Origin of the sequence: Actinomadura sp. NPDC000600 (assembly GCF_040492135.1) — a bacterium.
Lineage (GTDB): Bacteria > Actinomycetota > Actinomycetes > Streptosporangiales > Streptosporangiaceae > Spirillospora.
The window spans coordinates 228,105-253,853 of sequence record NZ_JBEUPD010000007.1 but is presented as its reverse complement, the minus strand read 5'-3'; the positions used below and the strand labels follow the sequence as shown (position 1 = coordinate 253,853).

26 protein-coding genes are annotated in these 25,749 nt (G+C 72.3%); 13 read left to right on the top strand and 13 right to left on the bottom strand.

Going from position 1 to position 25,749, the window contains the following annotated elements:
• Window positions 1-105: 105 nt before the first annotated feature.
• Window positions 106-906, bottom strand: coding sequence for an enoyl-CoA hydratase/isomerase family protein (locus ABWI07_RS13580; RefSeq protein ID WP_149263530.1), 801 nt, complete (start codon window positions 904-906; stop codon window positions 106-108).
• A 173-nt stretch (window positions 907-1,079) separates the two neighbouring features.
• Between ABWI07_RS13580 and ABWI07_RS13575 the strand changes: the two genes are divergently transcribed.
• Window positions 1,080-2,411, top strand: a complete 1,332-nt coding sequence (locus ABWI07_RS13575; protein WP_235037284.1) for an ABC1 kinase family protein — start codon at window positions 1,080-1,082, stop codon at window positions 2,409-2,411.
• Window positions 2,412-2,701: 290 nt separating this feature from the next.
• Here the strand turns inward: ABWI07_RS13575 and ABWI07_RS13570 are convergent, their stop codons facing one another.
• The 5 genes from ABWI07_RS13570 to ABWI07_RS13550 all read right to left on the bottom strand — a co-directional run bounded on the left by ABWI07_RS13570 (window position 2,702) and on the right by ABWI07_RS13550 (window position 7,033).
• Window positions 2,702-2,914 (bottom strand): hypothetical protein, encoded by a 213-nt coding sequence (locus tag ABWI07_RS13570; RefSeq protein WP_149263529.1) that lies wholly within the window; start codon window positions 2,912-2,914, stop codon window positions 2,702-2,704.
• A 97-nt stretch (window positions 2,915-3,011) separates the two neighbouring features.
• Window positions 3,012-3,290 carry a WhiB family transcriptional regulator gene (locus ABWI07_RS13565; protein WP_052357680.1) on the bottom strand — a complete coding sequence of 93 codons (279 nt, stop codon included), beginning with the start codon at window positions 3,288-3,290 and terminating at the stop codon, window positions 3,012-3,014.
• Window positions 3,291-3,409: 119 nt separating this feature from the next.
• The gene (locus ABWI07_RS13560) at window positions 3,410-3,799 is read right to left on the bottom strand and encodes a hypothetical protein (protein WP_149263528.1); all 390 of its coding nucleotides are present in this window, start codon (window positions 3,797-3,799) and stop codon (window positions 3,410-3,412) included.
• 224 nt (window positions 3,800-4,023) lie between these two features.
• The gene (tesB, locus tag ABWI07_RS13555; RefSeq protein WP_149263527.1) at window positions 4,024-4,914 is read right to left on the bottom strand and encodes an acyl-CoA thioesterase II; all 891 of its coding nucleotides are present in this window, start codon (window positions 4,912-4,914) and stop codon (window positions 4,024-4,026) included.
• A 52-nt stretch (window positions 4,915-4,966) separates the two neighbouring features.
• Window positions 4,967-7,033: an ATP-dependent DNA helicase UvrD2 gene (locus ABWI07_RS13550; protein ID WP_149263526.1), complete on the bottom strand. Its 2,067-nt coding sequence runs from the start codon at window positions 7,031-7,033 to the stop codon at window positions 4,967-4,969.
• Between the two features lie 130 nt (window positions 7,034-7,163).
• On the opposite strand from ABWI07_RS13550, the gene ABWI07_RS13545 reads away from it, so the two are divergent.
• Window positions 7,164-7,445, top strand: a complete 282-nt coding sequence (locus ABWI07_RS13545; RefSeq protein WP_149263525.1) for a mycoredoxin — start codon at window positions 7,164-7,166, stop codon at window positions 7,443-7,445.
• Between the two features lie 221 nt (window positions 7,446-7,666).
• Here the strand turns inward: ABWI07_RS13545 and nudC are convergent, their stop codons facing one another.
• Window positions 7,667-8,620, bottom strand: coding sequence for an NAD(+) diphosphatase (nudC, locus tag ABWI07_RS13540; RefSeq protein WP_353818716.1), 954 nt, complete (start codon window positions 8,618-8,620; stop codon window positions 7,667-7,669).
• Between the two features lie 20 nt (window positions 8,621-8,640).
• On the bottom strand, window positions 8,641-10,032 hold the full coding sequence (locus ABWI07_RS13535; protein ID WP_502912819.1) for a dipeptidase: 1,392 nt from the start codon (window positions 10,030-10,032) through the stop codon (window positions 8,641-8,643).
• Between the two features lie 130 nt (window positions 10,033-10,162).
• Here ABWI07_RS13535 and ABWI07_RS13530 point away from each other — a divergent pair, with 130 nt between their 5' ends.
• Entirely contained in the window at window positions 10,163-10,456 is a 294-nt protein-coding gene (locus tag ABWI07_RS13530; RefSeq protein WP_353818714.1) for a DUF4031 domain-containing protein, read from the top strand.
• A gap of 14 nt (window positions 10,457-10,470) precedes the next feature.
• Here ABWI07_RS13530 and ABWI07_RS13525 read toward each other — a convergent pair whose 3' ends face one another.
• On the bottom strand, window positions 10,471-11,079 hold the full coding sequence (locus tag ABWI07_RS13525; RefSeq protein WP_353818713.1) for an HD domain-containing protein: 609 nt from the start codon (window positions 11,077-11,079) through the stop codon (window positions 10,471-10,473).
• A gap of 136 nt (window positions 11,080-11,215) precedes the next feature.
• On the opposite strand from ABWI07_RS13525, the gene ABWI07_RS13520 reads away from it, so the two are divergent.
• Genes ABWI07_RS13520 through ABWI07_RS13505 form a run of 4 tightly spaced genes read left to right on the top strand, consistent with a single transcriptional unit; the run spans window position 11,216 to window position 16,618 of the window.
• Complete coding sequence (locus ABWI07_RS13520; RefSeq protein ID WP_353818712.1) at window positions 11,216-12,376, top strand: ATP-grasp domain-containing protein; 1,161 nt, start codon at window positions 11,216-11,218, stop codon at window positions 12,374-12,376.
• Window positions 12,373-13,947: an IucA/IucC family protein gene (locus ABWI07_RS13515; RefSeq protein WP_353818711.1), complete on the top strand. Its 1,575-nt coding sequence runs from the start codon at window positions 12,373-12,375 to the stop codon at window positions 13,945-13,947. The genes ABWI07_RS13520 and ABWI07_RS13515 overlap by 4 nt, the downstream gene beginning before the upstream one ends.
• Complete coding sequence (locus ABWI07_RS13510) at window positions 13,938-15,539, top strand: IucA/IucC family protein (RefSeq protein ID WP_353818710.1); 1,602 nt, start codon at window positions 13,938-13,940, stop codon at window positions 15,537-15,539. The genes ABWI07_RS13515 and ABWI07_RS13510 overlap by 10 nt, the downstream gene beginning before the upstream one ends.
• Complete coding sequence (locus ABWI07_RS13505) at window positions 15,536-16,618, top strand: alanine racemase (RefSeq protein ID WP_353818709.1); 1,083 nt, start codon at window positions 15,536-15,538, stop codon at window positions 16,616-16,618. The genes ABWI07_RS13510 and ABWI07_RS13505 overlap by 4 nt, the downstream gene beginning before the upstream one ends.
• A gap of 3 nt (window positions 16,619-16,621) precedes the next feature.
• Here the strand turns inward: ABWI07_RS13505 and ABWI07_RS13500 are convergent, their stop codons facing one another.
• The gene (locus tag ABWI07_RS13500; RefSeq protein ID WP_353818708.1) at window positions 16,622-17,260 is read right to left on the bottom strand and encodes a maleylpyruvate isomerase N-terminal domain-containing protein; all 639 of its coding nucleotides are present in this window, start codon (window positions 17,258-17,260) and stop codon (window positions 16,622-16,624) included.
• Between the two features lie 35 nt (window positions 17,261-17,295).
• The gene (locus ABWI07_RS13495) at window positions 17,296-18,150 is read right to left on the bottom strand and encodes a PhzF family phenazine biosynthesis protein (RefSeq protein ID WP_353818707.1); all 855 of its coding nucleotides are present in this window, start codon (window positions 18,148-18,150) and stop codon (window positions 17,296-17,298) included.
• Window positions 18,151-18,221: 71 nt separating this feature from the next.
• On the opposite strand from ABWI07_RS13495, the gene ABWI07_RS13490 reads away from it, so the two are divergent.
• Window positions 18,222-19,124, top strand: a complete 903-nt coding sequence (locus tag ABWI07_RS13490; RefSeq protein WP_353818706.1) for a LysR family transcriptional regulator — start codon at window positions 18,222-18,224, stop codon at window positions 19,122-19,124.
• Window positions 19,125-19,146: 22 nt separating this feature from the next.
• Here the strand turns inward: ABWI07_RS13490 and ABWI07_RS13485 are convergent, their stop codons facing one another.
• Entirely contained in the window at window positions 19,147-19,719 is a 573-nt protein-coding gene (locus ABWI07_RS13485; protein ID WP_149263515.1) for a CGNR zinc finger domain-containing protein, read from the bottom strand.
• A 120-nt stretch (window positions 19,720-19,839) separates the two neighbouring features.
• Here ABWI07_RS13485 and ABWI07_RS13480 point away from each other — a divergent pair, with 120 nt between their 5' ends.
• Genes ABWI07_RS13480 through ABWI07_RS13470 form a run of 3 tightly spaced genes read left to right on the top strand, consistent with a single transcriptional unit; the run spans window position 19,840 to window position 22,193 of the window.
• On the top strand, window positions 19,840-20,301 hold the full coding sequence (locus ABWI07_RS13480) for a VOC family protein (protein ID WP_149263514.1): 462 nt from the start codon (window positions 19,840-19,842) through the stop codon (window positions 20,299-20,301).
• A gap of 29 nt (window positions 20,302-20,330) precedes the next feature.
• Window positions 20,331-21,233: a pyridoxamine 5'-phosphate oxidase family protein gene (locus tag ABWI07_RS13475; RefSeq protein WP_353818705.1), complete on the top strand. Its 903-nt coding sequence runs from the start codon at window positions 20,331-20,333 to the stop codon at window positions 21,231-21,233.
• A 33-nt stretch (window positions 21,234-21,266) separates the two neighbouring features.
• Window positions 21,267-22,193: a MerR family transcriptional regulator gene (locus ABWI07_RS13470; protein ID WP_353818704.1), complete on the top strand. Its 927-nt coding sequence runs from the start codon at window positions 21,267-21,269 to the stop codon at window positions 22,191-22,193.
• A 10-nt stretch (window positions 22,194-22,203) separates the two neighbouring features.
• Here ABWI07_RS13470 and ABWI07_RS13465 read toward each other — a convergent pair whose 3' ends face one another.
• Window positions 22,204-22,737: a hypothetical protein gene (locus ABWI07_RS13465; RefSeq protein WP_353818703.1), complete on the bottom strand. Its 534-nt coding sequence runs from the start codon at window positions 22,735-22,737 to the stop codon at window positions 22,204-22,206.
• 396 nt (window positions 22,738-23,133) lie between these two features.
• On the opposite strand from ABWI07_RS13465, the gene ABWI07_RS13460 reads away from it, so the two are divergent.
• Together ABWI07_RS13460 and ABWI07_RS13455 are read left to right on the top strand one after the other, a co-directional pair.
• Window positions 23,134-23,493, top strand: coding sequence for a hypothetical protein (locus ABWI07_RS13460; RefSeq protein ID WP_353818702.1), 360 nt, complete (start codon window positions 23,134-23,136; stop codon window positions 23,491-23,493).
• A gap of 89 nt (window positions 23,494-23,582) precedes the next feature.
• Entirely contained in the window at window positions 23,583-25,634 is a 2,052-nt protein-coding gene (locus tag ABWI07_RS13455; RefSeq protein WP_353818701.1) for a tetratricopeptide repeat protein, read from the top strand.
• Window positions 25,635-25,749: the final 115 nt, after the last annotated feature.

The following is a 25,749-nucleotide window of genomic DNA, read 5'->3' as shown; positions in this document are numbered from 1 at the left end:
ACAGGGGGTGTTTGACGTTACCGCAGGTCAACCCCTACGTTTTGAAGGGTTCTTCCACGCTTTCACCAATCCGCGCGGAGGGCCCCGGGGGTGCGCCCGCGCACTTTACTCGCCGGTGAATTGCGGGCTGCGCTTCTCGCGCTGCGCGGCGATCCCCTCCCGCATGTCCCGGGACGCCATCGTCACCGGCTGGGCGAGGGACTCCCAGCGCAGCGCCGACTCCATGTCGGGGTGGCCGCCGTTCGCCAGGGCGACCTTGGTGAGCCGGGTCGCGATCGGCGCCTGCGCGGCGATCCGGGCGGCGACGGCGAGGGACTCCTCCAGCACGTCCGGACCCGGCACCGCCCGGTTGACCAGGCCGTTCTCGGCGGCCTCGGCACCGGTGAGGACGCGTCCGGCCAGCAGCATCTCGCGGGCCAGCGGCAGCCCGGCGACCTCGGGGAACAGCCAGGTCGCGGCCATTCCGGGGTGCAGGCCGAGCGCGGTGAACGGGGCGAGCAGCTTGGCGTCCCGCGCCGCGTACCGCAGGTCGCAGGCCAGCGCGAGGCAGAGGCCGGCGCCGACCGCGTGCCCGTTGACCGCGGCGATCGTCGGCACCTCCAGGTCCCGGATCGACAGCCACGTCCGGTAGAACTCCAGCATCCGGTCGCGCAGCGGCGGGACCGCCACGTCGCCGGCGTCGGCCAGCCAGGACAGCTCGCCGCCGGAGCTGAAAGCGGTGCCCGCGCCGGTCACGACGACGCAGCGCAGCGCAGCGTCGCCGCGCAGGTCCTCGATCGCGCGCTTCCACGCGGCGGTGAGGCCGTCCGCCATCGCGTTGCGGCGGCCGGGGTCGTTGAGGGTGAGGACGGCGACCCCGCCGGGACGGCGGTCGATCAGCAGCACGTCGGCAGGCTCCGCGGACATGTCCGGCACCGTACCGCGCCCGCCGCGCGGCCGTCCGACCGCCCCCTCCTCCGCGTGAGAAAGCGCACACTTACGGAGTTCGCGCAGGTCAGCGCGGTGTGCCGGTTCCGGCATCGGGGAGAGTTCGGCGGGGTTGTGGCGTGAACGACAGTCGATCACCGACAATGGGCGGCGTGAGCGATCTCCCCCGCCGCGCGGTGACGCGGTCAGCAAAGCTGGCGTCCCTCCCCATCGGCTTCGCGGGACGCACCGCCCTCGGCATGGGAAAGCGGACCTTCGGCCGCCCGGCCGAGGCGGTCGCGCTGGAGATCCAGGCCCGGACCGCCGAGCAGCTGTTCAAGGTGCTCGGCGAGCTCAAGGGCGGCGCGATGAAGCTCGGCCAGATGCTGTCGATCTTCGAGGCGGCGCTGCCGCCGGAGATCGCCGGCCCGTACCGGGCCACGCTGACGAAACTGCAGGAGGCCGCTCCCCCGCTGCCGGTGTCGACCGTCCACAAGGTGCTGGAGGAGTTCCTCGGCGAGGACTGGCGGGACTACTTCGAGTCGTTCGACGACCGGCCGGCGGCCGCCGCGTCGATCGGCCAGGTGCACCGCGCGGTCTGGCACGACGGCCGGGCCGTCGCGGTCAAGGTGCAGTACCCGGGCGCGGGCAAGGCGCTGATCAGCGACTTCAACCAGCTCGCCCGGCTCGGCCGGCTGTTCGGGGTCCTGATGCCGGGCCTGGACGTCAAGTCGATGCTGGCCGAGCTCAAGGAGCGGGTGGTCGAGGAGCTCGACTACACGATCGAGGCCGAGTCGCAGGCGCGGTTCCGCGAGGCCTACCTGGACGACCCCGACTTCTACATCCCCGAGGTCATCGCGCAGTCCGGGAACATCCTGATCACCGAGTGGATGGACGGCACCGCGCTCTCGAAGATCATCAGCGAGGGCGACCAGGAGACCCGCGACCACGCGGCGCTGCTGTACTGCCGGTTCCTGCTGTCGGGGCCGAAGCGGTCGGGAATGCTGCACGGCGACCCGCACCCCGGCAACTTCCGGCTGCTGGCCGACGGCCGGCTCGGCGTCCTGGACTTCGGCGCCGTCGACCGCATCCCCGGCGGGTTCCAGAAGCGGCTCGGGCTGCTGCTGCGGATCGGCACGATGGCCGACATCGACGAGGTCGAGGAGGCCCTGCGCCGGGAGGACTTCATCCGCGAGGGCGTGGAGATCGACGCCGAGTCGCTGCAGGCGTTCCTCGCGCCGATCACCGAGCCGTTCGTCACCGAGACGTTCAAGTTCAACCGCGAGTGGCTGCGCGACATGGCCGCCCGGGTCACCGACCTGCGGCCCTCCAACGTCGTCCGGCAGCTGAACCTGCCGCCCGAGTACGTGATCATCCACCGGGTGCTGTCGGCGGGCACCGGCGTGCTGTGCCAGCTGGAGTGCGAGATCCCGGCCCGCGCCGAGTCGCTGAAGTGGGTGCCCGGCTTCGCCGACGACGCGGACGGCGAACTGGTCACCGGCTGACGCCGCTCCAGGAGAAGCTCGGGGGCCCCGCGCACTGATGAGGTGCGCGGGGCCCCGCTCTTCGCGCGTCCGGTGAGTGGGCCACCGGACGCGCTCCACGCGCCCGCCGGGAGGCGTGCCGTCCGCCAAACCATCCAAGAAAGAACGGACGTCGGCCTGCTACCGGCGGGCCCTCCGTCTGTCTGCGCCGCGCCTTCGCGCCGCGCCTCTGGGTCGTGCCGTGATCCTCTCGGGTCAGGACCTGGCCGGGGTCGTGGTCCGGCCGTGTCCTGACCCGGTCGGGTCGTCCGTCAGTGCCGCGGCTGCGGCGCGTGCGTGTACGTCCCGCCGGCCCCTGTGGGCGCGAGCAGGACGCGGCTCACCCGCGACGCCCTGGTCCGCGCCTCGCGGCGGGCGCGCCGGAGCGCGAGCACGCGGGCGGCGAGCTCGTCGGGGACGGTCGCGGGTATTCGCTCGCGGGACAGGTCCTGGCTGAGCAACGTCATTTCGCTGAGCATCGTCATCTCGTTCTCCCCGGCCGCCCGGGGGCGCGGTCCCCTCGCGGGGGCCGCGCCTCCGGGGTCGAATCGGCCGATCAGCGGCGTGGCGGGCATCGGTGCCTCACACCGCGACTTCGTCGGGCCGCGGGTGCTTGCGCGGGCGGCCACGGGGCCGCTTGCGCGGAACGATCACACCGCGGACGAACAGCTCGCCGCCCCAGACGCCCCAGGGCTCCTTGCGCTCGAGCGCCCCGGCGAGGCACTCCTTGCGGAGCGGGCACTCCAGGCACAGCGCCTTGGCGAGCTCGACGTCGGCGGGAGCCTCGGCGAAGAACAGCTCCGGGTCGGTCCGGCACGGAAGCGTGAGGTCCTCCTCGCTCACTGCGAGAGCCCCCTGCATCACAGTCACCCTTGTTCCTCTCGTTGGATCTCAACGGGTGTGTCGGTGGGTCTGGACAAAGAAGAAGGCCGCGGATCCGGTGTCTGGATCCGCGGCCTGGGGGCTTGCCGGTCTTCGTGCTAGACCGGTCGTCGCCTCCAGGGGTACGGACCCGACACGCCACCCGTGAAGGTGACGCCCACGTGGGCCGTGGCCGGAGCCGGAGCGCTCATGTCCTCGAGAAGGTGTTCGAAGACACTGCGGCCCTGGTCGTCCTGGATTCGCTGCTCGAAGCGCAGATCGCACAGATTCGTGCCGCGCAGCCCTCGCAGGTCGCGCAGCCCGCGCAGGTCGCGCCACTGCATGCCGCGCTCACGCTGTCGCATGACGGACGCCTCGACGACGGACGCCTCGAGATACGCGGCGGACTCGCCGGGCTTCGAGAGACGGGTCATCGGGGCGCGGGACACGGAGGCGCCGGAGCAGGCCGCGGTCCAGGACGACGCGGATTTGATCAACGTGTTGCTCACCGGACTGCACACCACCTCTCTGGCTCCTCGGGCCGGGTCCGGCGGATCCAAGATCCACACCGGTCGGCCGGTTGATTGCTCGCATCGAGCGTACGGGGATCGCGCCGAATCAAGCAAGATATTTTTGACCTGCGGTTTCGTGGGGGAATTCACCCGCGTTCCGCAGAACTCCACACGCCTCGCGAGCGTCGAAACTCCCGGGAGCCGCGTACGGAACGATCATCTCACGAACGGTCGGCCGGGCGCTCGCGCACGGCGTCGGAGACCCGGACCAGCCCCTCCTGCATGACGGACACGACCAGCTCGCCCTCGCGGGTGAACACCTGGCCGCGGGCGAGCCCGCGGGCGCCGCCGGCGAACGGGGTGTCCTGGTAGTACAGCAGCCACTCGTCGGCGCGGAACGGCCGGTGGAACCACATCGCGTGGTCGAGGCTGGCGCCCATCGTCCGCTTGTCGCCCCATGCCAGCCCGTGGTTGAGCAGGACGGTGTCGAGCAGCGTCATGTCCGAGGCGTAGGTCATGAGGCACACGTGCAGCAGCGGGTCGTGCGGCAGCTCGCCGTCCACTTTCAGCCACACCTTCGACTCCGGGGTGGCGAGGGAGGGGTCCTTGGCGGCCTCCCACGTCAGCGGCGTCGCGTGCCGGATGTCGAACGGGCGGCGGGTGACGAACTCGCGCGCCCCGACCTCGCCGAACAGCGGCGTGAGGCGGGTCAGGCCGTCCGGGAGCGTCTCCGGTGCGGGGGCCTCGGGCATCGGGGCCTGGTGGGTCGGGCCGTCCTCGACGATCTGGAACGACGCCGACAGCGTGAAGATCGCCTTGCCGTGCTGGACGGCGGTGACGCGGCGGGTGGTGAAGGACCGCCCGTCGCGGACCCGGTCGACGGTGTAGACGAGCGGGACGAGCGGATCGCCGGGACGGATGAAGTAGGCGTGCAGCGAATGCACGGGCCGGTTCGCGGGGACGGTGCGCCCGGCGGCGACGAGCGCCTGCCCCGCCACCTGCCCCCCGAAGACGCGCTGCCGCCGCTCCTCGGGGCTGCGGCCGCGGAAGATGTCGTTCTCGATCTGCTCCAGGTCGAGCAGGTCCAGCAGTTCCTTCAGCGATTCCTTCACGGTGGCCAGTGTTCCCTATGGCCTTGAGTGAGCTGGCTCTCACCCTGTGGTGTCAGTGCCCGCAGAGGCCGAGGACGGCGTCGCCGTACCGGTCGAGCTTCACCTTGCCGACGCCGGGGATGCGGGCCAGGTCCTCCAGCGACTCGGGGGCGTGCTCGGCGATCGCCTGGAGCGTCGCGTCGGTGAACACCACGTACGCGGGCACCTTCTGCTCGGCGGACACCTGGGCGCGCCACTCCTTGAGCGCCAGGAGGAGCTCCTCGTTCAGCTCGGAGGGGCAGTCCTCGCAGCGGCCGAGCTTGCGCTCGACGGCGGCGGTCAGCGGGCGGCCGCACACCCGGCAGGGCTGCGGCCCCTTGGCGGGGCGCCGCTTCGACCGCTCGACGCGGGCGGGCGTGTGCGTGGTGGTCTTGCCGGTCAGGCCGTCCAGGAAGCGGGACGGGCGGCGCGCCTGCGTCCCGCCTGGCGACCGCGCCAGCGCCCACGACAGGTTCAGGTGCACGCGCGCCCGCGTCACGCCGACGTACAGGAGGCGGCGCTCCTCCTCGATCTGCTCGGGCGTCTTGGCGTAGACGATGGGCAGCGTGCCCTCGGCGAGCCCGACAAGGAACACCGCGTCCCACTCCAGGCCCTTGGCGGCGTGCAGCGAGGCGAGCGTGACGCCCTCCAGCGGCGGCGCGTGCTGCGCGGCGGCGCGCTCCTCCAGCTCGGCGACGAATTCGGGGAGCCCGGTCCGGGGATTGTCGGCGGCCATGTCCTCGGCGAGCTGGGCCAGCGCGGCGAGGGACTCCCAGCGCGCGCGGGCCGCGCCCGCGCCCTCGGGGGGCCGGTCGGAGAACCCCGCCCCGCTCAGCACGTGCCGGACGGTCTGGATCAGCCCCATGCCGTCGGTCTCGGCGTCGGCGCCCGCCCGCGCCGCGCCGCGCAGCCGCACCACGGCCTCGCGCACCTCGGGCCGCTCGAAGAACCGCTCGGCGCCGCGCAGCACGTACGGGACGCCCACGGCGGCGAGCGCCGACTCGTAGGTCTCGGACTGGGCGTTGATCCGGTACAGGATCGCGATCTCCCGCGCGGGGACGCCCTCCTCGATCAGCTTGCGGGCGCGCCGCGCGGCGTCGTCGGCCTCGGCGACCTCGTCGTCGTACTCGTTGAACACGGGCTCGGGCCCGTTCTCGCGCTGCGCGACCAGCTCCAGCTTGTGCCGCGCGCCCCGCGCCTGCCCGATCACCCCGTTCGCCAGCCGGACGACCTGCGGCGTCGACCGGTAGTCGCGCACGAGCCTGACGACCTTGGCGTCCGGGTGCTCGCGGGTGAAGTCGAGCAGGTGGGACGGGGACGCGCCGGTGAAGGAGTAGATCGTCTGGTTGGGGTCGCCGACGACGCACAGGTCGTCGCGGTCGCCGACCCAGGCGTCGAGCAGCATCTTCTGCAGCGGGTTGACGTCCTGGAACTCGTCGACGACGAAGTACCGGTACTGCTCGCGGACCTGGTTGGCGACCTCGCGGTGCTCGGTGATGACGGCGGCGGTCAGCTCCAGCATGCCCTCGAAGTCGAGCAGGTTGCGCTCGCGCCTGAGCTGCTCGTACATCGCGTAGACGCGGGCCACGTCGACGACTTCGGCGGGCGGGCGGCGGCCCGCCTTCACGACCGCGGCCGGGTAGTCCTCGGGGCGGTTCTGGGTGACCTTCGCCCATTCGATCTCGCTCGCCACGTCGCGCAGCTCCGTGCGGCCGAGGGAGAGCCGGCACGCCCGCGCCGCGTCCGCGACCAGCCCGATCTTCGAGTCGACGATCTTGGGTGCCTCGCCGCCGACGACGCGCGGCCAGAAGTAGCCGAGCTGCCGCAGCGCCGCCGCGTGGAACGTGCGGGCCTGCACGCCGGGCGCGCCGAGCTGCCGCAGCCGGCTGCGCAGTTCCCCCGCCGCGCGTGTGGTGAACGTCACGGCGAGCACCCGCTGCGGCGTCACGACGCCGGTGAGGGTGGCGTAGGCGATCCGGTGGGTGATCGCCCTGGTCTTGCCCGTCCCGGCGCCCGCGAGGACGCACACCGGGCCCTTCACCGCCTCGGCGACCGCCCGCTGCTCGGGGTCGAGCCCCTCCAGCACCGACTCAGCTGACATTCCCCCATACTCGCAGCCCGCCCCACCTGTATCAGCCATCTCCGCCGCCTGTGGACGACGCGGAATGCGAAGCGGTCACGTGATGTTCTTGGTAGGCATCAACCCCCGAGCGCAAGGAGACGCGGAACCGATGGCGACGCCGACGACCGACCGGGCCAAGGGCGCGGCCGGCCAGCTCACCATGTACACGACGTCCTGGTGCGGGTTCTGCCGGCGGCTGAAGAGCCAGCTGGCCCGCGACGGCATCCAGATGGTGGAGATCGACATCGAGCGCGACCCCGCGGCCGCCGAGTTCGTGATGAGCGTCAACGGCGGCAACCAGACGGTGCCGACGATCGTGTTCCCCGACGGCTCCGCCGCGACCAACCCCAGCGCCAAAGAAGTCAAGCGCCGCCTCGCGGAGCTTGCCTAGCGTTTTTCTCCTCCTTCGGGCCTGAAAGCCGAGAGCACCCCAGCCCGCGGCGCAACCCCGCAACGACCCCAGGCCCGCGATCGCGTCCGAAGGCAGATTCGAGCGAAGCAAGAATCTGATCGCGCAGCGAGCCGCAAGGCGAGCCGGAGCGATGCCAGCGATCGCCCGCGTTTCTCGACGATGGAGGGCCGCCAGGCCCGAAGGAGGAGAGAAATGCCAGGCTAGAACGGCGGCATTTTGGGGAGGTCGCTGCCGTACCAGCGCATGATTAGCTGGGCGGCGATCGACAGCGGGCCCGGCGCGACGATCTCGCCCGCGTCGATGGCGGCGCGCAGTTCGTCGCGGGTGTACCAGGCGGCGTCCAGGATCTCCTCGGGGTCGGGACGCAGCGGGAGGCCGCCGTCCGCCCGCGCGGTGAACCCGATCATGAGGCTCCGCGGCAGCGGCCACGGCTGGCTGCCGAGGTAGCGCACGTCGCGGACGGGCAGCCCGACCTCCTCCTGCACCTCCCGCGCGACGGCCTGTTCGAGGGACTCCCCCGGCTCGACGAACCCGGCGAGGATCGAGCGGCGGTCGGCCGGCCACTGCGGGCCGCGGGCCAGCAGGACGCGGTCGGCCTCGTCCGTCACCAGCATGATCACGGCGGGGTCGACGCGCGGGAAGTGCTCCGAGCCGTCCCTGGGGCAGACGCGCACGTGCCCGGCGGCGGCCGTGCGGGTCTCGGCGCCGCAGCGCGGGCAGTACCGGTGGGTGTCGTGCCAGTGCTCCAGGGCGACGGCGTGGGTGAGCAGGCCGGAGTCCCGGTCGCCGAGGAGGGCGCCGACGCGCCGGAGCCCGGCCGGCTGCGCCCCCTCGACGGCGGGCAGCGGGCCGGGCACCCCGAAGTAGGCGACGCCGTCGCCGTCGACGCCGAGGAGCCACCGCCCGCCGTCCGGCGCCTGCTCCGGCGGCACCAGGACGAGCGCGGGAGCGGGCTCGAAGGCCACGAGCGCCCGCCCCTCGTGGACGACCAGGACGCGCGTCCTCGGGTCGGCCCACGCGGCGTCCAGCCAGGCCTCGTCGCGCCGGTTCAGCGCGACGCGGTCGAGCGTGCCGCGCGCGAGCGCCAGCCACTCCAGCGGGTCCTGCGAGATCTCCTGCCGAGCAGGCGGCGTCTCCAGCGGGGCGTCGGTCATCGTGCTCCTCTCCGCCGTGTTCAGCGCAGCGCGGTGGCGAGTTCTTCCCACAGGTACGCGGCGGCCTCGGCGCCCTTGAGCAGCAGCGGGATCTCGACCTTCTCGTTCGGGGCGTGGATGCGGTCGCCGTCCAGACCCACCGCGACGAAGACCAGCGGCGCGTCCAGGATGTCGGCGAGGTCGGCCTCGGGGCCGCTGCCGCCCTCCCGGGTGAACAGGACGTCGGTCCCGAAGGCCCGCTCCATGGCGCGGCGGGCGGCCTTGACGCCGGGCGAGTCGATCGGGGAGAAGCAGGGCCGGACGCCGCCGTGCGGGGTGCGGACCTCGGCCTCGACGCCGGCCGGCGTCCGCTCGGCGACCCACTCCCTGAACTGCTCCTGGACCGTGCGGGGGTCCTGGCCGGCGGCGAGCCGGAACGAGATCTTGGCGTGCGCCTCGCGGGGGACGATCGTCTTGCCGCCCGGCCCGGTGTGCCCGCCCCACATGCCGTTGATCTCGGCGGTCGGCCGGGCCCAGACGCGTTCGAGGGTCGTGTAGCCCTTCTCGCCGTGGGCGGCGCGGCTGTTCCCGGCGGTGCGCAGCCACTCGGCCTCGTCGAACGGCAGCCGGGCGAACAGCTCACGCTCCTCGTCGGTCAGCGGGACGACGTCGTCGTAGAAGCCGGGGAGGGTGACGCGGCCGTCGTCGTCGTGGAGGGCGGCGAGCAGCGAGGCCATCGCGTGGAGCGGGTTGGGGACGGCGCCGCCGAACGAGCCGGAGTGCAGGTCGCTCTCCGGGCCGCGCAGCGTGACCTCGGCTTCGGCGAGGCCTCGCATGCCGGTGCACATGGACGGCACTTCCGCCGACCACATCGTGGTGTCGCTGATGACGACGGCGTCGCAGGCGAGCCGGTCGCGGTGGGTGCGGAGCAGCTCGGCGAAGTGCGCCGAGCCGGACTCCTCCTCGCCCTCGACCAGCAGCTTGATCGTGACGGGCGGGGCCTGCCGCCCGGACGCGGCGAGCCCCGCGCGGATCCCGAGGGTGTGGAAGAAGACCTGGCCCTTGTCGTCGGACGCGCCGCGCCCGATGAGCCGGTCGCCCTTCTCCAGCGGCTTGAACGGCTCGGTCTCCCACTCCTCCAGCGGCTCGACCGGCTGGACGTCGTGGTGCCCGTAGACGACGACCGAAGGGGCGCCCGGGTCTTCGGCGGGCCATTCGGCGAACACCGCGGGCAGTCCTGGGGTCTCCCAGACCTCGACGGTGGGGAAGCCCTGCCCGCGCAGGTACTCGGCGAGCCATCCGGCGGAGGTGCGCACGTCGTCGGCGTGGGCCGGGTCCCCGGAGATGGACGGGATCGCCAGCCACTCCTTGAGGTCGGCGAGGAACCGGTCGCGGTCCGCCTGGATGTAGGCGACTACGTCGTTCACCTGCATGCCCCTTCGCATGTCGTAATGTCGGGCCGAGCGTCCTGCGTCCGGGATCTCCGGACGTCCGGAACCTCGGGTTCCCCGATCCGGGGAACTCACAGTAAGGGATCCCCTTGCCTCGATCGCGGGAGTGGCCTTGATCCTCATCGACCCGCCGCTGTGGCCCGCGCGTGGCCGCGTGTGGTCGCACATGGTCAGCGACGTGTCGTACGACGAGCTGCACGTGTTCGCCGCCGATCTGGGCATGCCGCCGCGGGCGTTCGAGCGCGACCATTACGACGTCCCGTCCGAGCTCTACGAGGCGGCGCTGCTCCAGGGCGCCGAGGCGGTGAGCTGCCAGGAGCTGCTGCTGCGGCTGACGAAGGCGGGCCTGCGCCGCCGCAAGGCGTACCGGCCCCGGACGGCCGGCTCGGCGTCGTCGTCCGGCTAGGCGTCGTCGTATGGCTAGGCGTTGAGGAGCAGGAGTTCGGTCCGCATGTTGTTGCGGGCGCGCTCCTCGAAGCGTTCGCGTGCGGCGGGCGTGTGGAACAGCCTGGGCAGCGCCAGGAGTCCGTTGAGGACCTCGGCCCGTCCGGCGCGGAAGAACTCGTCGGGGACGAACGCGTACTCCTCGCGGACGGCGGCGGCGTAGGCGGCGTACTCCTCGGGCTCCGCGCCGAGGACCGCGAGGTCGGCGTCGCAGAGGACCTGCCCGTCGCGGTCGTCCTCCTCCGGTGCGTGCGCGGCGGTCAGCTCGACGAGCCGGACGACCTGCGCGACGACCGGCTCCGGGAGGTCGGTGTCGGCGAGCATGCGCGCGGCCAGGCGGGCGCTGCGCTCCTCGTTGTCGGCGCGCTCGGGGTCGTACACGGCGTCGTGGAACCAGGCGGCGAGCCGGACGGCGTCGGGGTCCTCGGCGTGCCCGGCCAGCTCGTCCACGAGGTCGAGCACCGCGGCCAGGTGCGCGCGGGTGTGGTAGCGGCGGTGCGGCTCGCCGTAGCGCTGGTCGAGCTCGGCGCCGATGTGCCGGGTGTGGGGTCCGGCCAGCGCCACCCACCGGTCGACAAGTTCCATGGGGGCCATCCTGGCGGATCGCGGGACGGGCCGGGACACGCGATGCCATCGTTCTTGCGTGCGGAGGACGCCCCGGCCACTATGGTGATCACTGCGAGTTAGGCAAGGCTTACCTCACTCACTGGAAGGGCCGGTCGTGGCCGCCTCTCTCTACCTGGTCGCCGGCAAGGCGACCGACTCGGTGACCCACGGGTTCCTGCCCGCCGCCGCGCGCCTGGGCCTCGACGTCACGCTCCTCACCGACCGTCCCGCCGCCCACGACGCCGGCGTTCCCGTGGTCGAGTGCGACGTCTCCGATTTCCGCGCCATCATCGCGAGCGTCGAGGGCATCGCCGCGCACGGCGGGGCCGAACCCGCCGCGGTCTTCTCCAACAGCGACTTCCTGCAGGCGCCCGCCGCGCTGGCCGCCGCGTACTTCGGCCTGCCCGCCAAGGACTGGCGGGCCGCGACCCGGGCGAAGAACAAGGCGCTCATGCGGCGGCACCTGGCGTCCCTCGACCCGGTCTTCTCGGCGGACGCCGCGCGGGTGCCGGCGGACGCGCCGTACCCGCTCGTCCTCAAGCCGCGCGAGGGGGTGGCGAGCGAGGACGTCTTCCTCGTCCGCGACGCCGGGGAGCTCTCCGCACGGATCGAGGAGGTCAGGGCCCGGCGCGGCGATCCGCTGGTGGCCGAGGAGTACCTGCCCGGACGCCTCCACACGCTGGAGACGCTGGGCGACGGGCGTGAGGTGCGCGTGCTCGGGTCGTTCCGCACGTCGCTCTCGCCGCCGCCGTTCTTCGTCGAGGAACGCCTGGAGTGGGCGCCCCCGCCTCCGGAGACGGCGCAGGTGCTGCGCCAACTGGAGGCGCTGGGCGTCGGTTTCGGAGCGTGCCACACCGAGTTCGTCGTCCACGAGGGGCGCGCCCGCATCATCGAGGTCAACTACCGCCTGATCGGCGACCACTGCGACTTCCTGCTGGCCGACCTGCTGGGCGTCCCGCTCTTCGAGCAGATCCTCGACGTCCACCTGGGCGCGTCCTTGCCGGGACGGCGGGTGCCGCGTCCGCGCCATGCCGTCGCCGAGCCGGTCATCGCCGACCGCTGCGGCACGCTCACCGCGGCTCCCGGCCCCCTGCTGCTGGACGACGGTCCCGTCCGGCTGGCGTACCGCCCGCAGCGCGCGGTGGGCGACACCGTCGAACTCACCCGCACCAACCGCGACTACCTGGGCACCGTCCGCGCCATCGGACCCGGGCCGGACGAGGTGGACGCCGCCCTGGCGCGGTTCCGGGCGGCCCACGAGTGGACGATCGCGTGACCGGTGACGACGCCGAGGGCACGCTCGCGGCCCGTGTCCTGGACGCGTTGCTGAGGGAGGACTACGCAGGCCTAAGGCGCTTCGTGCGTGGCCGCACGCTGGAGCTTCCGGGCCGGCCCGTGGGTCTCGTGCAAGCGCGTCCCGCCTTTCTCTCGGAACTCGTCGTGGACCCTGGGCAGGGCCTGCGGTTGAGCGACATCTTCCATGCCGTCCGTGCGGTGGCCGACCCGCGTGACGACACGGCGGCCTTCGAGCGCGAGTGCCGTGAGGCCTTGGCGGCCGTCCGGCTGCACGACGACGCGCGTCCGGCCGTCCACCGGCGGCTGGGACGCCTCCCGGCCGAGCTGCGGACGGGCCCCGGCACGTTCTACGAGACGCTGGCGGCCTACAACGACCATCCCGTGCATCCGACCGGCCGGAGCCGCGCCGGGCTGTCCCTGGCCGAGCTGAGCCGGTACGCGCCCGAGTTCGCTCCGTCGTTCCCGCTGCGCTGGGCGGCGGTGCGGAACGCGACGCTGGCCGGGGAGCTCCCCGAGTGGTGGCCCACTCCGTCCGGGGTGGGCCTGGGATCGGAAGGCGTGCTCTTTCCCGTCCATCCGCTGGCGGTGCGGCAAGTGCGCTCGCGGCCCGGCGCCCTGCTCGCGCCCGACCCTTACCTCCAGGTCGCCCCGACCCTTTCGATGCGGACGGTCGCGGCGGCCCCGCTCGCCCATCTGAAGATGCCGCTGCCGACGAGCACCCTCGGCCTCCGCAACCGGCGCACCATCATGCCCGGCACCCTCCCGGACGGCGCGCTCGTCGAGCGGATACTGCGCCAAGTGCTTGTGCACGAGCCGGGGCTTCCCGTCCTTGTCGCCGACGAGCAGACCTACGGCCATGCCGACGACCCCCTCCTCGGCTATTTGGTGCGGCGATTCCCGCCGGAGGTGGCGCGCGCGCACGTCGTCCCCGTAGCGGCACTGCTCGCCGAGGCACCGGACGAGGGTTTCGTCATCGAACGCTGGGACGTCGAAGCACTCTTCGGCGCTTACTTGTCGGCGCTGCTCTCCTGGAACGTCACGCTGTTCCGGTACGGCATCGCGCTAGAGGCGCATCAGCAGAACGTGGCGCTCGTCTTGGACGAGTCCCCGCTCCGCCTCCTCGTCAAGGACAACGACGGCGCGCTCATCGACCCGTCCCGCCTCCGTGAGCGCGTGCCGCTCGCCCCCGGCACCGACCCCCGCGACCTCGCCGACCGCCGGATGACGACCTCCGACCCCGAGGCCCTCGCCCGCGTCTTCGTCACGATCACGCTGCACCTGTGCGCCGCGGCGCCCGCCCTCGGCCTGGCCGAGCGGGGCCTGCTGCCGTGGCGGACCGGGCGCCGGATGATCCGCGAGCGGCTGGACGAGGCGCTCGGGCCGGACGACGCGTTCCTGCGCTCGCGCACGCTCGACGCCGACTCGCTGCCCGGCAAGGCCATGGTCACCGCCGGGACCCTCGTCGACAAGGCGAGGACCGGCGCGGCCGACATCAACAAGCACTACGGCCCGCCGGGGCCGAACTACCTACGGGACACCACGTGCTGCTGACAGGACCGGCCGTCACGGCCGACGACGCCACCTCGACCGCGCTGCTCAACTGCCTGGTGCGGGAGGTGTGCGGGCCCGAGCAGCAGGTCTGGCCGGACGGCGGCCGGCTGGTGCTCCGGCTCCCCCGCGCGGGGGTCGTGCTGCGCGCGGGCCTGGCCCGCCCCCCGGCCGGGGCCGCCCCGCGCTTGGCGCCGCCCTACGAGGAGCGCCGCGCGGACGAGTGGATACCGGCCCCCTGGGAGAGGTTGGCGAACCTGGTCGCGGGCGAACTGGAACTGGCGACCGGGCACCCGAACCCGGAGTTCCTCGCTCAGGTGGACGACAGCCATTCCGCGCTCACCGCCATCCTCGCCGCGAGGGGCGAACCCTCTGGAGACCCCTACATCGACTCGGAGCAGTCCCTTGTCGCGGGGCACCGTTTCCACCCGTCTCCCAAGGCCCGTCAGGGCTCGCCGCAGGAGTGGCTCCCTTACGCGCCTGAGACGAGGGCTCGGTTCCGGCCGCTGTGGCTCGCCGTCCCGGAGCATCTCGTCGCTGAGGAGGGGGACGCGAGGGCGTTCGCGGCCTTGGAGGAGCACGGACCCCCGGCTCCGCCCGGACGCCGGCTGCTTCCCGTCCATCCGTGGCAGTTCTCATTGCTGGCGGACAACCCCGTCCTGCGGAAGGCCTTGGCGAGCGGCTCCCTGGTCAACCTCGGCCCCTCCGGGCCGGAGGCGGTGCCTACGTCGTCCGTCCGTACCGCGTATCTGCCGGACGCCGACGTGTTCTGCAAGTTCAGCCTGGATGTGCGCATCACCAACTGCGTCCGGAAGAACGCCTGGTACGAGTTGACCGGGGCGATGACCCTGAACGAGCTACTGCCGCCCATCCTGGAGAAGCTGGACGCCACGTTCCTCAGGGAGCCCGCCTACCGCAGCGTCGCTCTCCCCGACCGCCGCCTGTACGAGGGCCTGGGCGTGATCCTGCGCCAAGGCGTCGGCTCCCTTCCCGGGACGCCTCTCCTTGCGGGCGCTCTGACCGACCCATGCAACGCCCTCCTCGCCGGGCTGCCCGCACTGTCGACCCCGGAGAGCGCCCAAGCCTGGTGGGACGCATACGTAGCCTGCGTGGCACCGCCCGTGCTGGGCGCCTATCTGGACCACGGCGTCGTCCTGGAGCCACACCTGCAGAACGTCCTCGTCTGCGTCGACGACGACGGCATGCCCGTCCATGCCGTGTTCCGCGACATGGAAGGCACCAAACTGACCTCCGGCCAATGGGACCTGTCGCATCTCCCCTCCCGTGTGGCCGAGGCCCTCACCTACGCCCCCGACCAGGGTTGGAACCGTGTCGTCTACTGCCTCCTCGTCAACCACCTGACCGAGATAGCCGCCGCGGTGGCCGACCTCCACCCGTCCTTGGACGAGACGCTCTGGCGCACGGCGCGCAAGCATTTCGCCGACCACGACCGTCACCCGCAGGTGAGGGCCCTGCTGGCCGGTGTCCCGCTGCCCGCCAAGGCGAACCTCCGCACCCGCTGGTCGCGGACGGCCGACCGCGGCGCCGCCTACGTCCCCGTCCCCAACCCGCTCGCCGCGCCCCGACCGCTGTGAACGAGTTCGCGGTGGCCCTCGACCGGTACCCGGCCTACGTCCACGACCTTCCCGGCCTCGAAGCCCACGTCCGCGGCATCCGCGCCGCGCTGCCCGGCACGGAGGTCTTCTACGCCGCCAAAGCCAACCCGGACGCCGAGATCCTCCGCACTGTCGCGCCCCACATCGACGGCGTGGAGGTGTCGTCCGGCGGCGAACTCGCGCATGTCCGGGAGACGCTCCCCGGCAAGCCCGTAGCATTCGGCGGGCCTGGGAAGACGGACGACGAACTGGCCCTGTCGCGCACGCTCAAGGCCGAACGGATCCACGTGGAGAGTCCGAACGAATTGGCCCGCCTCGCAGCCCTCGGCCCGGCCGACGTCCTTCTCCGCGCGAATCTGCCCCTGCACGTACCGAACGCCGCCCTCACCATGAGCGGCCCTTTCGGAATGGACGAGGACGCCCTCGACCATTGCGCCCGCCTCCTGGCCTCATACCCGAACCTCAGGCTCCGGGGTATCCACGCCCACCTGGCATCCGGCCTGGACGCGCCGGTCATGCTCGACCTGGCCCACCGGATAGCGGAATGGGCGATCCCTTGGCTGCGTGCCCGAGGAGTGGACGACCCCGAACTGAACGTGGGCGGCGGAATGGCGGTGGACTACACGTCCCCGGAGACCCGCTTCGACTGGCACACCTACGGGACGGGCCTAAGCGGCATCCCCGCGAAAGTCCGCATAGAGCCCGGCCGGGCGATGACCGCCTACCACGGCTGGTACGTCACCGACGTCCTGGACGTGAAGACGACGCGAGGCGAGACCTACGTCGTCCTCAGAGGCGGCACCCACCATCTGAGGACGCCCGTGACAAAGGGCCACGACCAGCCGTTCAAGGTTCTGACCGCGCAAGGCCCGGAGCGCCCGGCGACCCTGGTGGGCCAGCTCTGCACCCCGAAGGACGTCTTCGCGCGCGACGCCCTCGTCCCGCCCCTGGCCCCGGGCGACGTCATCGCCTTCACCATGGCCGGGGCCTACGCCTGGAACATCTCCCACCACGACTTCCTCATGCACCCGAAGCCGGCCTTCCACTACCGGCGCTGACCGTCAGCTGCGGGGGCTCCCGTACCAGCGCCAGGACGTGACGCGCGGGCGCCCGGGGAGGTCGCCGCGTCCGGTGGCCCACAGGAGGGTCGCCCAGGGGTCGGTGTCCTGCGGTGCGCCGGGGAAGAGGCGTCCCAGCACGCGGGCGCACAGGTCGGCGGGCGGCTCCCACGGCAGACCCAGCCCGTCCGCCAGGTCGTACATGTGGACGAGGGTCTCCACGATCCCCATGGCGGCGAACCCTTCGGCGTCCGACGCGCCGAAGACATGGTGCGCGCGGACGTCCGGGGCCGTGCAGCGGACCACGGCGGAGAGCATCCCGCCGCACGCGTCGAGCACCTGGAGCAGCCCCGCGGCCCCGGCGTCCCGGTCCGCGTGGATCGCGTTCGCCGGCCCCCCGGAGCGCTTGCTCTCCCACACGAACGGCACCTCGCCGTCCGTCGGCGGCGTCCTCGGCGCGAGCTGGGCGGCGTAGGCGAACAGGTCGTCGCTGAGGTGCTCGACGGTCTCCCAGCAGGTCCATTCGAGCGACCCGGCCTTCGCGTCCCAGGCCTCCTGGGGAGCCTCGCGCAGCGCGGCGATGGCCAGCCGGACGGCGAGGTCGAGATCGTCTGCGGTCACGGGGGCGGTCGGATGCGGCATGGCCCCGACGCTACTGGACGATCACCGACCGCCGTTCAGCCGCCCATCAGGGCGGCGGTCCCGCTGACGCTGATCCCGGTGTCGCCGGAAGGGACGTCCACGAGCAGCCGGCTGGGACGGCCCATGTCCTCGCCCTGCCGGATCGTGAACCGGGCGGGCGGGGCGACGAGGCCCAGCGACCGCAGGTAACCGCCGAAGGCCGCCGCGGCGGCGCCGGTCGCCGGGTCCTCCACCACGCCGCCCGGCGGGAACGGGTCGCGGGCGTGGAAGACGGTCTCGCTCTCCCGCCAGACGAGGTGGACGGTCGTCCAGTCGTTGCGCGCCATGAGTTCGCCGAGCGCGTCCATGTCGTAGTCGAGGTCGGCGAGGCGTGCGCGCGTGGACGCGGCGAGGACCAGGTGGTCGTTGCCCGCGTTGGCGATGCGCGGCGGCAGCGCCGGGTCGAGCTGCGCGGCCTCCCAGCCCAGCGCGTCGAGCGCCGCGGCGAGGTCAGCCTCAGCGACGTCCCGGACGGTGGGCGGGACGCTCGTGAGGGTGGCGAGGACGCGGCCGCCGGCCTCCCTCGTCTCGACCCCGACCTCCCCGGCCATGGTGTCCAGCCGCAGGCTCCCGGTGCCCCGGCGCTCGGCCAGCGCGACGGCGGTCGCGATCGTCACGTGCCCGCAGAAGGCGACCTCGGCCAGCGGACTGAAGTAGCGGATCCGGAACCGATCGGGCGCGCCTCCCTCGTCGAAGAGGAACGCCGTCTCGGAGAACCCGATCTCGGCGGCGATGTCCTGCATCCTCGCGGCGTCCAGGCCCCGCGCGTCCAGGACGACGCCGGCCGGGTTGCCGCCCTCGCCGTCCACGTCGAAGGCGGTGTAGCGGAGTGCTTGTGCGGTGTCGCTCATGGGACCAGTCTGCGCGCACCGGTAGCATCGCGTCCAACGATGGTTTTTGATAATAAGTATCGGGATACACGATGGACACGCGCCTCCTCACCACCTTCCTGGCGGTCCTGCGCACCGGCGGGATGACCGCCGCCGCGGCGGAGCTCGGCTTCGTGCAGTCCACTGTCACCGCGCACGTCCAGGCGCTGGAGCGCATCGCCGGGACGCCGCTGCTCGACCGCCGTCCCGGCGGCGTCTCCCCCACCCTCGCCGGTGCGCTGCTCGCCGAGCGCGCCCGGAGCATCCTCGACCTCCAGGAGCGGATGCTCGCGGAGGTCACCGCCGCCGCAACCGAGCCGTCCGGCCCGGTGCGGCTCCAGGCGCCGGAGTCGGTGTGCGCGTACTGGCTCGCGCCCGTCCTGCCCGGGCTGCGGGAGGCGCTCCCGGACGTGAGCGTGTCGCTGTCCCCCGCCGACACGCGGACCGCGCTGACCGCGCTCGCCGACCGCCGCGCCGACCTGGCCCTCGTCCTCGAACCGTCGCCCGACCCGTCCGGCGTCGAGCTGGTCGATCTGGGCGTCCAGCCCTTGTCGCTCGTCGCGGCGCCGGCCGCGCCCCTCCCCCGGGACCGTCCGCTCACCCCGGCGGAGCTCGCCGAGGCCGGGGTGATCCTGCTGGAGGAAGGCTGCTCCTACAGCGACGAGATCGCCGCTGTCGCGGCAGCCGCAGACCCCACGGCGAACCCGCCCCGGTTCGGCGGCATCGAGACGGCGAAGCGCTGCGTCGCCGCCGGCCTCGGCGTGGCGCTGCTGCCCGCGGTCACGGTCGCCGGGGAGCTCGCCGCGGGCACGCTCACCGAACTGCGCCCGCCGGCCGGCCTGTCCCGGCAGCGCCTCTGGCTCGCCGAGCCGGCGTCCCGCTGGCGCTCCCCCGCCGTCGACGCCGTCCGCACCGCCCTGATCGGATCGATCGCCGGCGGCACCGCGCGCTCGTAGTCCCGGCCCGGCGGGACGCGGCTCAGCGTCCGGTCTTCGCGCGCTCGTAGTGCCGGGCGGCCTTGGCCCGGTTGCCGCAGACGGCCATGGAGCACCAGCGCCGGGTGCCGTTCTTGGTCGTGTCGTGGAAATGCAGCACGCAGTTGGGGTGCGCACAGGGCTTGACCCGGTCGGGGCTGTCGGCCATGAGGCGCAGGTAGTCGGCGGCGGCCAGCCAGGACGGCAGCCACGCGGGGTCGTCGGTGCGCGCATGGTTCTGCGGGCCGCCGAGCCCGAGCCTGAGGTGCAGCGCGCCGCGTTCCAGGACCCCGTTGAGCGCGTCGGCCGACTGCGCGGACGGCTCCTCGTCCACGAGCGCCAGAAGGATCTCGCGGGTCCGCACGGTGGCGTCGAGCGTCGCCCGGTCGGCCGTCGCGCGCTCGTCCAGGCCCGCCGAACGCAGCCAGACGGCCAGGCCGTCGGTCGAGTCGAGCAGGTCGTGGCGGACGCCGTCGTCGATCCACCGGGTGTTGAGCAGGTCCAGGAACAGCGGCTCCCCGACCAGCGGACGGGGGTCCGCCGCGTCCCGCTGCGGAGGTCGTTCTTCCGGCTGCACACCGCGATTCTACCCGGCTAACGCGCCTTAGCCGGTTGACGCGCTCTCTCTAACCACTTATCTTCAGATAGCCAGTTAGATCAACGCCGGGCAGGACGGCCCGGGATAGTGAGGTGTGGCATGGAGACGGTCGCCATCAAGGCCCTGCAGACGGGGCACGTGGGGCTGAACGTGACCGACCTGGACCGGTCGGTGCCCTTCTACCAGCGCGTCTTCGGGTTCGAGGTGCAGGCCGAGGGCAAGGAGGCCGACCGCCGCTGGGCCTTCCTCGGCCGCGACGGGCGGCTCGTGCTGACCCTGTGGCAGCAGAGCGACTCCGCCTTCGCGCCCCGCTCGGCGGGCCTGCACCACCTGTCGTTCCAGGTCGAGTCGATCGACGAAGTGAAGGCCGCCGAGCGGGTACTCCGCGAACTGGACGCCGAACTGGTCCACGACGGCGTCGTCCCGCACGGCGAGGGCGTCTCCTCCGGAGGGATCTTCTTCACCGACCCCGACGGGACCCGCCTGGAGATCTACGCGCCGACCGGCGCCGACACCGCCCCCGCACCCAGCGGAGCGGCCCCCACCTGCGGATTCTTCTAATCCCACCGGTCCATCGAAAGGAGGCCGCTGTGGCGGCCGACGTCTACCACCAAGGCGAACGAGCCGCCCAGCGGCGCGCCGGTCTGCTCGACCAGGGCGCGTTCTCCTCCCGCGCCGTCCGGGCCGAGATACCCGAGGTGGCGCGCAAGTTCCTGCTCGCGCAGCCGATGCTCGTGCTGGGCGCCGCCGACGACCAGGGGCGGATGTGGGCCACCGTGCTCACCGGCCGGCCCGGCTTCCTGCGCGCCGAGGACGACCGCACCCTCACGATCGACGCCCGCCCGGCGCCGGACGACCCGCTGCACGACCGGCTCACCGGGCCCGCCCAGGTCGGCATGCTGGCCATCGAACCGGGCCGCCACCGCCGGATGCGGATGAACGGCCGCGCCGCCCCCACCGGGAGCGGCCTGCGCGTGGATCTCGACCAGGTGTACTCCAACTGCCCCAAGTACATCCAGAAGCGGCAACCGGAATGGGCGGCGGCCACAGCGGCCCCGCCGAAGCACTCCAGCGCCCTCACACCCGACCAGCAAAAGTGGATCGCCGGCGCGGACACCTTCTTCATCGCCACCGCCGACCTCGACGGCGACGCCGACGCCTCCCACCGCGGCGGCGCCCCCGGATTCGTGGAGGTGGTGTCGCCGACCGTGCTGCGCTGGCCCGACTACGTCGGCAACGCCATGTTCAACACGCTGGGCAACCTGGAGGTCCAGCCCCGGGCCGGACTGCTCTTCTGCGACTGGAGCACCGGCGCCGTCCTCCACCTCACCGGCACCGCGCGCACCGACTGGGACCCCGCGCACGCCGCCGCCGTCCCGGGCGCCGAACGCCTCGTCGAGTTCACCGCCACCGAGGTCGTCGAGATCGCCGGAGCCGTGCCGCTGCGCTGGAGCGCCCCCGTCCCGTCCCGGTTCAACCCGCCCGTCACTTGAATCTCCCCTGAGGGGAGATGCCAGGGTGAGGCCATGGACGGAGAAGCGACCTACTCCATCGGTGACCTCGCCCGGACCACCGGGCTCACCGTGAAGGCCGTGCGCTTCTACACCGAACGCGGGATCGTCCCGGCGCGCAGGACCGCGTCGGGACACCGCCGCTACGGGGCGGACGCGGTGGCCCGGCTGGGCCTGGTGCGGACGCTGCGCGAGCTGGGGATCGACCTGGCCACCGTCCAGAAGATCGTCGACCGCGAGGTTTCGGCCGCCGAGGCGGCCGCCGCCCACGCCGAGGCCGTCGCCGTCCAGATGCGGACGCTGCGGCTGCGGCACGCGGTCCTGACCATCGCCGCCCGGCGCGGCAGCGACCCCGAGGAGATGGAACTGATGCACCGGTTGGCCCGCCTCTCGTCGGCCGAACGCAAGGACCTCGTCGGCGACTTCCTCAACAGCTCGTTCGGCGCCCCCGAGACCGGCCCGATGCCCCGCGTCCTGCACCGGTCGCTGGCCCCCGAGCTGCCCGAGGACCCGACCTCCGAGCAACTGGCGGCCTGGGTCGAACTGGCCGAACTCAGCCGCGACCCCGATTTCCGCACCCTCATGCGGGACCTGTTCAACGACCACAGCGCCGCAGCCGCCGGCCGCCCCAAGGGCCCACCACGCAAGCACGCCGTCGCCCGCGTCACCGAGACCGTCCGCCCCTTGCTGGCCGCAGGAGTGGCCCCGGACTCCCCGGAGGCGGCCCAGGCCGTCAACGAAGTCGTAGCCGCCTACGCGGAATTCCAGGACCTCCCCGACACCCCGGCCCTGCGCGCCCGCCTGGCCGCCTACCTCACGGCCGCCAACGACCCCCGCCGCGAGCGCTACCTGACCCTCCTGTCGACCGTCAACGGCTGGGCCCCACCCGACCACCCCCGCCAAGAGATCGACTGGTTCCTCACCGCCCTCCCCACCTCCTGATCACCGCCGCCTACTCATCGACGGCCTTCGCATCGTCGGCGTCCGAGGTGAAGCCACAGCGCTCGGGGCTGCATTCGGTCTCGTGGTCGCGGCCCCACAGGTAGGTGTCGCGCTCGGAGGCTCGGGCGAGGTGGACCAGCCTGAGCTGCCTCCTCCTCGGAAGGGTGGACGGGAGCGCGGTGAAGGTCTCGGGTAGCACGGCGACCATGCTGGTGACTTGCTCTCCATCGAGCATCCGCACGAGTGCGGTGCAGTGCCACCAGCGGATCTCCCCCTCTCGACCGTCGCGATTTCCGGGCCAGTAGTAGTTCGCCGGATCCGGCACCAGATAGTGGACGCCTTCGGGGTCCAGGTGCGCTCGGAGCCATGGTCCGCCGCCGCCGAGGCCGAGCCGGAGCCGTCCGGCCTCCTCGAACACGGCGCAGACCGCATCGGTGTCGAGGGCCTTGAGGACGTGCGCTTCGGCAGGCAGCGGCTCGCGTCCGGCCGGAGCCCTGACCGGCCAGCGCCCCAGCAGGACGCCGGCCCGCTGCCGCAGCGTCATCGGCGACGGGCTCTTGCGATTAGCCGGCAGTGCCGGTGGCGGCGTCCAAGTCAGTCCGGCCTGCTCGATGTGGGCGAGCATCCACGCGCGTCCCTCCGGCCCCGTGGTGTGCCAGGTCCATCCCTGCGTGGGCCGTCGAGACCTTGGGGAATGGTCGAATATCGAGGGCGGCCGATCAGTTCTTCCCCGCGCCGATCGTACAGTTGCCCCTACACCGGGCAGGTTTGCGAATGCTCTGCCTGAGACGACATTTCCGCAGGTCGGACGCACCCCTTCCGTTCGGGCAGGAGAGCCGCGGAGTGCGGGGCGTCCGAATTGGTGCATGTTGGTCGTCCGGTTCCGGCGTTTGTGGCGGATGACCTGTTGTCTCCAAGTGGACGGGCCGATGATGGCGGCATGACGGGGCGCGTACTGACCTGGGCCGGCGGCATCATCGCGGCCGCATCGGTGACCGTGTTGATCGTGTACTTCGCGGTGAAGGGCTTCCACTGGGGCGACACCATCGGGGTCATCGGCGCCGTGGTCGGCATCGTCGGCCTGGTCATGGCCGTGTCCGGGGCCGTGCAAGCCCGCCGGACTTCCGGGCGGGACCGGTCAGCGGGCGATCGGTCGGTCCAGTTCGGCGACAACGCCGCCAACACCGGCATCGTCTCCACGGGAGACGGCGCGACCAACACCCAGATCAAGGGCACCGTCTCCGGGCACGGCCGCATCTACCAGGCCGGACGCGACCAGCACATCCACCGCGACCTGTAACCGGCTTCACGGCAATGACCAGCCCACCGGACCCCCTGCCTGACCAGGCCTCCTTGCATATGGAGGGCAGCGCCTTGGGGCATGGCGTCGTGAACCAAGCCGGGCGGGACCAGCACATCATCGAGCAGCGCATCGAGCGGCAGGTGGTGCTGGCGGCGGGATTGATACGGCCCGCCGAAGTGACCACCCCACCGGGCCTGGCCAACGTTCCGGCGCACGCGCACCTCTTCGTCGGGCGCGGCACTGAACTGCAGGAGTTGGACGCGGCCTTGACCGAGTCGGGTGAGGTGGTGGTCGCCGCGGTGCACGGCCTGGGCGGGGTGGGCAAGTCCACCCTGGCAGCGCGCTACGCCACCTGCCATCGCGACCGCTTCTCCCCGGTGTGGTGGATCACCGCCGACACGGGTGAGGCCGTGCAGGCGGGACTGGCCGCGCTCACCGTCGCACTGCAACCCGGACTGAAACAGGCGCTGCCGCTCGAAGCCTTGGCCGAGTGGGCGCTGTCCTGGCTGAGCAGCCACGACGGCTGGCTGCTCGTCCTGGACAACGTCACCGACCCCGAGCACATCGCCCCGGTGATGGCCCGCACGAGTACCGGCAAGGTCCTGGTCACCAGCCGCTTGGGCGAGAGCTGGCACCGGTTCGGCGCCCAAGTGCTGCGGCTGGATGTGCTCACCAGTGGGCAGGCGGTGGAGATGCTCACCCGGATCGCCACCCACGACCGGCCCGGCGCGAATCTGGAGGGCGCTGCCGACTTGGCCGAAGAGCTGGGTCACCTGCCGCTGGCGATCGAGCAGGCCGCCGCCTACCTGCACCAGCACCGCCTGTCCCCGCGCGCCTACCTGGAACTGCTGGCCGACTCCCCGGCGGTCATGTACGACCAGACCGCCCAGGGCGCCGACGCCGAACGCACCATCGCCCGGATATGGCGCCTCACCCTCGACCAACTCACCGACACCCCGCTGGCCGGGGCTCTGCTTCGGGTTCTGGCCTGGTACGCCCCCGAGGCCGTCCCCCGTTCTCTTGTCGACGGCACCCCCACCGCCGTGGACGGCGGCCCGGGGCCCCCGCTTCGATCGCATCGACAGATACCACTGCCGAACTGGTTGCGGCGGCGTCCCCCCTCGTCCCCTCCCGCGCCTGTGGTGGGTCTGACGCTGCTGAGGCACGGGTTAGGGGCGCTGGCCGCCTACAACATGATCACCTTGGACGAGGATGGCGCGGTCACCGTGCACCGGCTGGTGCAGGCCGTCGCCCGCACCCCCGACCCAACCGACCCCCACCGTCAACCGGACGACATCGCCACTGCCCGCGACACCGCCACCCGGCTGCTGCATCAAGCCTGCCCCACGGACGTCGAAGATCCGGCCGGATGGCCGACGTGGCGGACCCTGCTCCCCCACATCGACGCCCTGGCCGACCATGCACCACCCAGTACCGACACCGACACTACGGCGGACCTGCTGGACCGCACAGCCACGTTCCTGCGGCTCCAAGGCTCACTGACCCGCGCCATCGGGTACTTCGAACGCGCCCTGGTCACGAACCAGCGCTTACATGGGCCTCAGGCCCCGGGCGTCCTGGGCTCCCGCAACAATCTGGCCCTCGCCTACCGGGACGCAGGAGACCTGGAACGAGCGATCCCCCTGCTCGAGCACACCCTCGCCGATCGCGAGCGGATACTGGGCAACGACCACCCCCGCACCCTGATCTTCCGCAACAACCTCGCCCTCGCCTACCAGGACGCAGGAGACCTGGAACGAGCGATCCCCCTGCTCGAACAGACCCTCGCCGATCGCGAGCGGATACTGGGCAACGACCACCCCCACACGCTGATCTCCCACAGCTCCCTCGCCCTCGCCTACCAGGACGCAGGAGACCTGGAACGAGCGATCCCCCTGCTCGAACAGACCCTCGCCGACTCCGAACGGGTACTGGGCAACGACCACCTTCACACCCTGATCTGTCGCAACAACCTAGCCATCAGCTACCAGGACGCAGGAGACCTGGAACGAGCGATCCCCCTGCTCGAGCACACCCTCGCCGATCGCGAGCGGATACTGGGCAACGACCACCCCCGCACCCTGACCTCCCGCAACAACCTCGCCAGCGCCTACCAGGCGGCACAGGACAGCCACTGATGGCTGCTGACGCTGTCCAGCTCGTTCACCACAGGTGCTCAGGCATGCCCTCCGGACCCTGACGGCCGGTCTCCCATTGCTCGCCGAGTCGACCACGCTGCACTCGATAGGCGAT

Excerpts from the sequence above, each read along its gene's own strand:
- ABWI07_RS13545 (WP_149263525.1), top strand. The coding sequence starts at position 7,164 with ATGGCGACGCCGACGACCGACCGGGCCAAGGGCGCGGCCGGCCAGCTC.
- ABWI07_RS13580 (WP_149263530.1), bottom strand. The coding sequence starts at position 906 with ATGTCCGCGGAGCCTGCCGACGTGCTGCTGATCGACCGCCGTCCCGGC.
- ABWI07_RS13480 (WP_149263514.1), top strand. The coding sequence starts at position 19,840 with ATGGAGACGGTCGCCATCAAGGCCCTGCAGACGGGGCACGTGGGGCTG.
- ABWI07_RS13490 (WP_353818706.1), top strand. The coding sequence starts at position 18,222 with ATGGACACGCGCCTCCTCACCACCTTCCTGGCGGTCCTGCGCACCGGC.
- ABWI07_RS13565 (WP_052357680.1), bottom strand. The coding sequence starts at position 3,290 with ATGCAGGGGGCTCTCGCAGTGAGCGAGGAGGACCTCACGCTTCCGTGC.
- nudC (WP_353818716.1), bottom strand. The coding sequence starts at position 8,620 with ATGACCGACGCCCCGCTGGAGACGCCGCCTGCTCGGCAGGAGATCTCG.
- ABWI07_RS13550 (WP_149263526.1), bottom strand. The coding sequence starts at position 7,033 with ATGTCAGCTGAGTCGGTGCTGGAGGGGCTCGACCCCGAGCAGCGGGCG.
- ABWI07_RS13460 (WP_353818702.1), top strand. The coding sequence starts at position 23,134 with ATGACGGGGCGCGTACTGACCTGGGCCGGCGGCATCATCGCGGCCGCA.
- ABWI07_RS13535 (WP_502912819.1), bottom strand. The coding sequence starts at position 10,032 with ATGCAGGTGAACGACGTAGTCGCCTACATCCAGGCGGACCGCGACCGG.
- ABWI07_RS13570 (WP_149263529.1), bottom strand. The coding sequence starts at position 2,914 with ATGACGATGCTCAGCGAAATGACGTTGCTCAGCCAGGACCTGTCCCGC.
- ABWI07_RS13465 (WP_353818703.1), bottom strand. The coding sequence starts at position 22,737 with ATGACGCTGCGGCAGCGGGCCGGCGTCCTGCTGGGGCGCTGGCCGGTC.
- ABWI07_RS13495 (WP_353818707.1), bottom strand. The coding sequence starts at position 18,150 with ATGAGCGACACCGCACAAGCACTCCGCTACACCGCCTTCGACGTGGAC.
- ABWI07_RS13525 (WP_353818713.1), bottom strand. The coding sequence starts at position 11,079 with ATGGAACTTGTCGACCGGTGGGTGGCGCTGGCCGGACCCCACACCCGG.
- ABWI07_RS13470 (WP_353818704.1), top strand. The coding sequence starts at position 21,267 with ATGGACGGAGAAGCGACCTACTCCATCGGTGACCTCGCCCGGACCACC.
- ABWI07_RS13500 (WP_353818708.1), bottom strand. The coding sequence starts at position 17,260 with ATGCCGCATCCGACCGCCCCCGTGACCGCAGACGATCTCGACCTCGCC.